General features: G+C 62.0%; 9 protein-coding genes. All 9 read left to right on the forward strand.

The window, feature by feature from the left end; all coding sequences use genetic code 11:
* Positions 1 to 164 precede the first annotated feature (164 nt).
* Complete coding sequence (locus D8U82_RS15270; protein WP_130902457.1) at positions 165 to 1,190, forward strand: NAD(P)H-dependent glycerol-3-phosphate dehydrogenase; 1,026 nt, start codon at positions 165 to 167, stop codon at positions 1,188 to 1,190.
* 30 nt (positions 1,191 to 1,220) lie between these two features.
* Positions 1,221 to 1,568, forward strand: coding sequence for a DUF4389 domain-containing protein (locus D8U82_RS15275; protein WP_130902458.1), 348 nt, complete (start codon positions 1,221 to 1,223; stop codon positions 1,566 to 1,568).
* Complete coding sequence (gene sixA / locus D8U82_RS15280) at positions 1,565 to 2,017, forward strand: phosphohistidine phosphatase SixA (protein ID WP_071173250.1); 453 nt, start codon at positions 1,565 to 1,567, stop codon at positions 2,015 to 2,017. Before D8U82_RS15275 ends, sixA begins: the two co-directional genes overlap by 4 nt.
* A 204-nt stretch (positions 2,018 to 2,221) precedes the next feature.
* Positions 2,222 to 3,877, forward strand: a complete 1,656-nt coding sequence (locus tag D8U82_RS15285; protein ID WP_130902459.1) for an AMP-binding protein — start codon at positions 2,222 to 2,224, stop codon at positions 3,875 to 3,877.
* A gap of 31 nt (positions 3,878 to 3,908) precedes the next feature.
* Complete coding sequence (locus D8U82_RS15290; RefSeq protein WP_016773655.1) at positions 3,909 to 4,352, forward strand: hotdog fold thioesterase; 444 nt, start codon at positions 3,909 to 3,911, stop codon at positions 4,350 to 4,352.
* Positions 4,353 to 4,665: 313 nt separating this feature from the next.
* Complete coding sequence (locus tag D8U82_RS15295) at positions 4,666 to 5,472, forward strand: alpha/beta hydrolase (protein WP_110646675.1); 807 nt, start codon at positions 4,666 to 4,668, stop codon at positions 5,470 to 5,472.
* Complete coding sequence (locus D8U82_RS15300) at positions 5,469 to 6,323, forward strand: alpha/beta hydrolase (RefSeq protein ID WP_125926512.1); 855 nt, start codon at positions 5,469 to 5,471, stop codon at positions 6,321 to 6,323. Before D8U82_RS15295 ends, D8U82_RS15300 begins: the two co-directional genes overlap by 4 nt.
* Positions 6,324 to 6,438: 115 nt before the next feature.
* Positions 6,439 to 7,245: a DUF4892 domain-containing protein gene (locus D8U82_RS15305; protein WP_125926513.1), complete on the forward strand. Its 807-nt coding sequence runs from the start codon at positions 6,439 to 6,441 to the stop codon at positions 7,243 to 7,245.
* 69 nt (positions 7,246 to 7,314) lie between these two features.
* Positions 7,315 to 8,355 carry an AI-2E family transporter gene (locus tag D8U82_RS15310; RefSeq protein WP_016773659.1) on the forward strand — a complete coding sequence of 347 codons (1,041 nt, stop codon included), beginning with the start codon at positions 7,315 to 7,317 and terminating at the stop codon, positions 8,353 to 8,355.
* Positions 8,356 to 9,062 lie beyond the last annotated feature (707 nt).

A 9,062-nucleotide genomic window follows, 5' to 3' on the forward strand; every position in this document is an offset into this window, starting at 1 on the left:
TGTTAACCGAGGGCGGCGACTTTTCCAGTGACGTTGCAGGCATTTTCCTAGGTTTTATTGGTCTTCTTCCTACAAATGTCGGTAATTGTTGCTGGGGCTGGCCGCCACCGGGTCGCCCCGTATAATGCCCGGCATCGCCACTGGTATGGATTAACGGATTGCATATGACTGAACAGCGCCCGATTGCGGTCCTGGGAGGCGGAAGTTTTGGTACCGCCGTGGCCAATCTGCTGGCCGAGAACGGCCATCAAGTCCTTCAGTGGATGCGCGACCCCGAGCAGGCCGAGGCCATCCGGGTCAACCGCGAAAACCCGCGTTATCTCAAAGGCATCAAGATTCTCCCGGGCGTGACTGCTGTCACCGACCTGCAAGCCACTCTCGATGCCTGCGATCTGTGCTTTGTCGCGCTGCCATCCAGCGCGTTGCGCACGGTACTCGCCGCCCACGCCGAGCGCTTGAGCGGCAAGATGCTGGTCAGCCTGACCAAAGGCATCGAAGCGCAGACCTTCAAGCTGATGAGCCAGATTCTCGAAGAGATCGCCCCGCAGGCGCGCATCGGCGTGTTGTCCGGGCCGAACCTGGCGCGGGAAATCGCCGAGCACGCACTGACCGCCACGGTGGTCGCCAGTGAAGACGAAGAACTGTGCAAAGCGGTGCAAGCCGCCCTGCACGGGCGCACCTTCCGCGTCTACGCCAGCGCCGACCGTTTCGGTGTCGAGCTGGGCGGGGCGTTGAAGAACGTCTACGCGATCATCGCCGGCATGGCGGTGGCGCTGGAGATGGGCGAGAACACCAAGAGCATGCTGATCACTCGCGCCTTGGCCGAGATGACCCGCTTTGCGGTGAATCAGGGCGCCAACCCGATGACCTTCCTTGGTCTGGCCGGGGTCGGCGATCTGATCGTCACCTGTTCGTCACCCAAGAGCCGCAACTACCAGGTCGGCTTCGCCCTCGGTCAGGGCTTGAGCCTCGACAAAGCGGTGTCGCGTCTTGGCGAGGTCGCCGAAGGGGTCAACACCCTCAAGGTGCTCAAGGCCAAGTCCCAGGAAGTCGGCGTGTACATGCCGCTGGTCGCCGGGCTGCACGCGATCCTGTTCGAAGGACGCACGCTGGAGCAGGTGATCGGTCTACTGATGCGTGCCGAGCCGAAAACCGACGTCGACTTTATTTCCACCAGCGGTTTCAACTGATTCAGCTGTTACACGGACAGGAAGCAAGCCATGAACGATCCGAAAAGCGAAACCCAGTACGAATCCATCCTCCTGCGGGTGCTGTGGATGATCGTTTATCTGCTGGTCTGGCAAGTCGCGCAGTTCATCCTCGGCGCGGTGGTATTGGTGCAACTGATCTACCGCCTGATTTATGGCGCACCGAGCGCCAGCCTGATGAGTTTCGGCGACAGCCTCAGCCAGTTCCTCGCGCAGATCGGCCGCTTCGGCACGTTCCACAGTGACCAGAAGCCTTGGCCGTTCGCCGACTGGCCAGTGCCGCACACCCCGGAAGGGGAAGCGCCGCACACCGTCGCCCCGGCCGCGCATCCGGTGCGCGATGAGGAGCCCAAACTATGAAACTGTGGGTATTGCGTCATGGTGAGGCGGTGCCTCACGGCTCGAAAATCGATTCCGAGCGCGAGCTGACCGAGCATGGTCGTAAAGAAGTTCTGCGCAGCGCGGCGCATCTGATGGGCCAGCCGCTGACGGCGATCTACGCCAGCCCTTATCTGCGCGCGCAGCAAACCGCGCAGATCGTGCGCGAGGCGCTGGGGTTCGAGCCGGAGATCCGTACGGTCGAGTGGCTGACGCCGGAGAGCGATCCGGACAAGGTCGCCGAGCAATTGGTGTCGGTGAGCAATGTGCTGCTGGTCAGCCACAACCCGTTGGTGGGCAATCTGCTCAGCTATCTGCAACACGGCGCCGGGCATCCGTCGGAGAAGGTCAGTACAGCGGGGCTGGCGGAGCTTGAGCACAGCGAGCTGCTGATTGGCTCGATGAAGCTCAACAGTCTCAAGCACCCTTAACGCCATATCCCTGTGGGAGCGAGCCTGCTCGCGAAGGCGGCGTGTCATTCACCCTTTTTGGGGCTGACATACTGCATTCGCGAGCAGGCTCGCTCCCACATTGATTTCTGCCAATCCGTGAAATTATTTGTTTGAAAATTCCAACCAAGCACTTGCTTGGTTGACTACGCTTGCTCCAGACCAAAAAAAACAGGAGCGAGTCGCATGTCTGCCGCCTTCCGTTTGCCGCTGGACGTGTTCTACGAACGGGAAGCCCGGCACCCGCGCCAGCGCTTTCTGGTGCAGCCCATCGGCGGTGGTCAGGTCGAGACGCTGACGTGGGCCGATGTCGGCCATCAGGCCCGCTGCGCCGCGCACTGGCTACGCGCGCGGGAGTTGCCGCCCGGCAGCCATATCGCCCTGATCTCAAAAAATTGCGCGCACTGGATCATCGCCGACCTGGCGATCTGGATGGCCGGATATGTGTCCGTGCCGCTGTACCCCAATCTCACCGCCGAGTCCGTGGCGCAGGTGCTGACTCACTCGGAAAGTGCGCTGGCGTTCATCGGCAAACTGGATGACTGGGCGGGCATGGCGCAAGGCGTGCCGGCGGGCCTGCCGACCATCAGCCTGCCACTGCATCCGCCAGGCGAGTTCGATTACAGCTGGGCGGACCTGCAGAGCTGTTCGCCAATCCAGGACGATCCACGTCCCGCCGCCGAGCAATTGGCGACAATCATCTACACCTCCGGTACTACCGGCCTGCCCAAAGGCGTGATGCACAGTTTCGCCAATCTGGGTTTCGCCACCAGTCGTGGCACGCAGCTGTTCGGGCTCAACGAGAACGATCGGCTGCTGTCGTATCTGCCGCTGTGCCACGTCGCCGAGCGCATGTTTGTCGAACTGGCGTCGATCTACACCGGGCAGACAGTGTTCTTCGCTGAAAGCCTCGACACCTTCATCACTGATCTGCAGCGCGCGCGGCCGACCGCTATGTTCGGCGTGCCGCGTATCTGGACCAAATTCCAGATGGGCGTATACAGCAAGATCCCGGCGCAGCGCCTGGATTTTCTCCTCGGCCTGCCCTTCATCGGCAAGCGGGTCGGGCACAAAGTGCTGGCCGGGCTCGGCCTGGATGCCTTGCGCGTGGCGTTGTCCGGCGCCGCGCCGGTGCCGCAGACCTTGCTCGCCTGGTATCAGAAACTTGGCCTCGATGTGCTGGAGGTGTACGGCATGACCGAGGGCTGCGGTTATTCGCATATCTGCCTGCCGGGGCGATACAAGCAAGGCTGGATTGGCCAGCCGTGCCCTGAAGTCGAGGTGCGCATCGATGAGTCCGGCGAAGTGCAGGTGCGCAGCCAGGCCAACATGCTCGGCTATTTCAAGGAACCGCAGAAAACTGCTGAGACACTCACCGCAGACGGCTTTCTGCGCACCGGCGACAAGGGTGAGCAGGACAGCGAAGGGCGCCTGCGCCTGACCGGGCGACTCAAGGAAATCTTCAAGACCAGCAAGGGCAAATACGTCGCACCGGCGCCGATCGAAAACCGTCTGGCCGTGCATTCACGCATCGAACAGGTGTGCGTGGTCGGCGATGGCCTGAGTGCACCGCTGGGGTTGTGCGTGCTGTCGACGGTCAATCAGCAAGAGCCTCGTGCCAGTCTGCACGCCAGCCTGGAAAAGCTGCTGGAGGAGGTCAACGCCGCCCTCGACAAGCACGAACGCCTGCACCGGCTGGTGGTGGTCAAGGACAACTGGGCGGTGGATAACGGCTTCCTCACGCCGACCCTGAAAATCAAACGCAACGTCATCGAAGACCGCTACGGCGCACGCTTCGAAGAATGGAGCGCGCGCAGCGAGGCGGTGCTGTGGCAGGATTGAGCATCGATTACAACAACAAAGGAAGTCTGCGATGAGCTTGTGGCGTACTACTCCCGACATCGAACAGTTGAATGCGATCCAGAAGAACACCATCGGCGAAGTGCTGGATATTCGCTTCGAAGCCTTCGACGAACAGTCGCTGACCGCGAGCATGGTCATCGACCATCGCACCCACCAGCCTTACGGCCTGCTGCATGGCGGCGCATCGGTGGTGCTGGCGGAAACCGTGGGTTCGATGGCCAGTTATCTGTGCATCGATGCCAGTAAATTCTATTGCGTCGGCCTGGAGATCAACGCCAATCACTTGCGCGGTTTGCGCAGTGGGCGGGTGACGGCGGTGGCCACGCCGATCCATATCGGGCGCACCACGCATGTCTGGGACATCCGATTGACCAGCGATGAAGGCAAGGCCAGTTGCGTATCGCGCCTGACCATGGCGGTGGTGCCGCTGGGGGAACAGCCGCCGCTGCGTTGACATCTATCGGGTTCCGTCAGGTCGAGCCCTCACCCCAGCCCTCTCCCAGAGGGAGAGGGGGCCTACCGTGTGGTTTTCGCGATCCTCGTCGACCTGATAATTCGAGTCGAGCTCAGGTCCCGGACACTCCCCCGATCTGCTCCCTTTCCCCCTCGCCCCCTTGGGGGAGAGGGCTGGGGTGAGGGGGCAGCGGTCTCGCTGATGCACATCACCCTGACCGGACTGTCATCATTCCTGGCACTTACAGTCATTGCTGCGACGCCGGCTCTTGCGGACAATCAACGCCACGATTCCCGCTCATGGATTTGCCCGCATGTCGCAACCGATCTTTTTCGCCCACGCCAACGGCTTCCCTTCGGGGACCTATGGCAAGTTGTTCGCGGCGCTGGCGCCGGAGTATCGGGTCGTGCATCTGGAGCAGCACGCCCATGACCCGCGTTTTCCGGCGGACGACAACTGGTACAACCTGGTCGATGAACTGATCCATCACCTCGAGCTGCAGGAACAGCCGGTGTGGGGCGTTGGCCATTCCTTTGGCGGTCTGCTGCACTTGCACGCGGCGTTGCGCTGTCCCGAGCTGTATCGCGGCGTGGTGATGCTCGACTCGCCGGTGCTGACCCGCACCGATCAGTGGGTGATTCGCGCGGCCAAGCGTTTTGGTTTCATCGACCGGCTGACCCCGGCCGGGCGCACCCTCGGACGCCGTGAAGAGTTCGCCGATCTCGACAGTGCACGCAGTTACTTTTCCGGCAAAACCCTGTTTCGCGGCTTCGACCCGGAATGCTTCGATGCCTACCTGCAACACGGTTTGCATCAGGTCGACGACAAGCTGCGTCTGCGTTTCGACCCAGCCACGGAAATCAGCATTTATCGCGGCGTGCCGCACACCAGTCCGGGGCGCACCCGCCAGTTGCAGGTGCCGCTGGCCATCGTGCGCGGGCACAAGAGCCGGGTGGTCATGCGCCATCACACACGTTTCGTCTCGCGCCTGCCCCAGGGCGAGGCGCTGAGCATGCCCGGCGGGCACATGTTTCCGCTGGAGCGCCCGCAGGACACGGCTCGGCTGCTCAAGAATCTGTTCATGCGCTGGGAACAGCGGCAGAACAAGGATTGCGCATGAGCCCGACCTGCGAAGAAGTGCGCCTGAACCTGCCGCATATCGAGTTGGCCGCGCATCTGTTCGGCCCCGAGGACGGCTTGCCGGTGATCGCGTTGCACGGTTGGCTCGACAACGCCAACAGCTTCGCGCGGCTGGCGCCGAAGCTCCACGGTTTGCGTATCGTCGCGCTGGACATGGTCGGCCACGGTCATTCCGCTCATCGGCCCAACGGCGCCGGTTATGCCCTGTGGGACTACGCCCATGATGTGCTGCAAGTCGCCGAGCAGCTGGGCTGGAAGCGTTTCGGCCTGCTCGGACATTCAATGGGCGCGATTGTCTCGATGGTGCTGGCCGGTTCGCTGCCTGAACGCATCAGCCATCTGGCGCTAATTGATGGCGTGATTCCTCCGACAGACAAAGGCGAAAACGCCGCCGAGCGCATGGGCATGGCCCTGCAGGCGCAACTCGATCTGCGGGAAAAGCGCAAACCGGTCTATACCACCCTCGAGCGTGCCATCGAGGCGCGGATGAAGGGCCTGGTGGCAGTCAGTCGCGAGGCCGCCGAACTGTTGGCCCAGCGCGGTTTGATGCCGGTCCCCGGCGGTTACACCTGGCGCACCGACAATCGCCTGACCCTGCCATCGCCGCTGCGCCTGACGGAAGAACAGGCAATGGCGTTTGCCTCGCGCGTCAGTTGCCCGGCGCATCTGGTAGTCGCGGCGGATGGCATGCTGGCCAGGCATCCTGAGTTGCTCCAGCGTCTACCCTTCAGTCACGAACAGTTGCCGGGCGGGCATCATCTGCACCTGAATGACGAGGCTGGCGCAGGTCTTGTAGCAGACTGTTTCAATCGCTTCTTCGCCATGCCTTGACTTGCTACCGGCAACTGCCGAGGCTGGGCGGGTTGAAACAGGAGACAAACTTGATGGATTTCTATACCGCTGCGACCCCGACCCGCCCAGCCATGACCGTCCGGTGAGCCTGACTATGCGGCCACTCAGTCTTTTCGCGCTGTGCTGCTTCAGCTCCTTGTCCTTCGCTGCCGATGTGCCGGGCAGCCGGGATCTGCAAATCGTGCCGCGTCTGGCCGACGCACAGATCGTCGACTATCGCCCGGCGGCCGAGCTGGAGCGCATCTACCCGCTGGGCTCGATCCGCAAGATCAGCGGCCAGTTGCGCTTCGACGGTCAGGTCACCGCCCGTGGCCAGACCACCTCGGTGACTTACGAGTTGCCGCCGGAACATTCCGCCACCGAAGCCTTCACCGCCGCCCGCGAAGCCCTGCAACAGCAGGACGCCGAGTTGCTGTTCTGGTGCCAGGCCCGCGATTGCGGCGAAAGCAGCCTGTGGGCCAACGAGGTGTTCGGCAACGCCAAGCTGTATGGCGCTGACGAGCAGCAGGCTTATCTGTTGCTCCGGCTGGCGGCGCCAAAGGACAACACGCTGGTGGCGCTCTACAGCATCACTCGCGGCAATCGCAAAGCCTATCTGCATGTCGAACAGTTCGAGGCGACTGCGCCGTTGGGCGAGTTGTTGCCGACCTCGGCGACCCTGCTGCGCCAGTTGAAAAGCACTGGTGAGCTGGATTTCCCGAAACTGGTCGAGGAGCCGGATGCCACCTGGTTGCGCCTGATTTCCCGTGGCCTGAATCTCGACACGACCTTGCGGGTCACGGTTTCCGGGCCCAAGGCCGAAGCCTGGCGCCAGGCGTTGATCACTCAGGGGGTGCGGGCGGCCCGGATGGAAACCGGCAATCTCGAAGGCTCTGGCCTGCGCATCGACCTGTTGCGATAAGCTGTGCCGGGCGAGCATGCACGCAGTGTTCGCCTACTCTTTCGCTGACTGACTTTGCCGAGACTTCCCATGCTCAATAACGATCGCCTGCTGGTGCAGATTCTGCTGCTGGTGTTATTCGGTGCCAGCCTGTGGGTGATGGCGCCGTTCTGGTCGGCGCTGTTCTGGGGCGCGGTGCTGGCGTTCGCCAGTTGGCCGCTGATGCGTTTGTTGACCCGCGCGCTCAATGGCCGCGAATCGCTGGCCGCGTTGATCCTGACACTGGGCTGGATGTTGCTGGTGGCGGCGCCGCTGGTGTGGCTGGGCTTCAATCTTGCCGATCATGTGCGCGATGCCACGGCATTCATCAAGGATGTGCAGGTCGACGGCTTGCCGGAAGCGCCCACCTGGCTTGGCAGCGTGCCTTTGGTTGGTGAGCGACTGGTGGCGATGTGGGACAGCATCGATCAGCAGGGCGCGGCGTTGATGGTCTCGATCAAGCCGTATCTGGGCCAGGTCGGTAACTGGCTGCTGGCGCGCAGTGCGCAGATCGGCGGCGGGATTCTCGAGCTGACGCTGAGCCTGGTGTTCGTGTTCTTTTTCTACCGTGACGGGCCACGACTGGCGGCGTTTGTGCACAGTCTGTTGCAGCGCTTGATTGGCGATCGTGCCGGTTATTACATCGAATTGGTGGCGGGCACGGTGCAGCGGGTGGTCAACGGTGTGATTGGTACGGCGGCGGCGCAGGCGGTGCTGGCGTTGATCGGCTTTTTCATTGCCGGGGTCCCTGGGGCGCTGGTGCTGGGGATCGTCACGTTTATGCTGAGTCTGATTCCGATGGGGCCACCGCTGGTGTGGGTGCCGGCCACGGCTTGGCTGGTGTGGAAGGGTGAGTACGGGATGGCGATCTTTCTCGGGATCTGGGGGACGTTCATCATCAGTGGCGTGGACAATGTGCTCAAGCCGTATCTGATCAGCCGTGGCGGTAATCTGCCGTTGGTGATTGTGTTGCTCGGGGTGTTTGGTGGGTTGATTGCGTTTGGGTTTATCGGGTTGTTTATTGGGCCTACTTTGTTGGCGGTGGCTTATAGTCTTTTGACGGATTGGAGTAAGAGTCAGGCTCGGGTCTAGGGGGGGCTTGGCGGCCTTTGGGCCGACCATGCGCTTGGGGTTTTGGGTGTATATCCGTTTCTGCGGGTGTTGCGGATTACGGTTCCGCCCTTACGGCGGGTCACCTTTTTCAAACGCCAAAAAGGTAACCCAAAAGGCTTGCTCCTGCGTTCGGCCCTCGCAGGCTCGGGTTCCTTCGCTCCGGGATCGATCCGGGCGCAGCGGCTACGGTTTGCTTCGCTGCACCTCCTTCCGCTGTGTCTGGCTGCGCCAGACGGTCGCTGCGCTCCCACGCCCGGATCAATCCCTCCACTCAGCCTTCCGACGTCGCCGGTGGATCAAGATCAAAAGCACTCGAGCTTGCGCTCATTGTTGAGTGGGGCGGCTTCGCCGCGGGCAGCTGCGCTGCTTTGCTTTTGCTTTTGATTTTGTGGGAGCGAGCCTGCTCGCGAAGGCGGCCTGGCAGCCAACCCATCTCTCTCTGAAACCACTCGATCCCTGTGGGAGCTTGCCAGCGATAGCTCCCTCACATCTAACCAATATCTACCGAATACACTCAGTTTCATTGTGGGAGCGAGCCTGCTCGCGAAGGCGGCCTGGCAGCCAACCCATCTCTCTCTGAAACCACTCGATCCCTGTGGGAGCTTGCCAGCGATAGCTCCCTCACATCTAACCAATATCTACCGAATACACTCAGTTTCATTGTGGGAGCGAGCCTGCTCGCGAAG

Origin of the sequence: Pseudomonas sp. Sample_23, from assembly GCF_004307595.1 — a bacterium.
Classification (GTDB): domain Bacteria; phylum Pseudomonadota; class Gammaproteobacteria; order Pseudomonadales; family Pseudomonadaceae; genus Aquipseudomonas; species Aquipseudomonas atacamensis.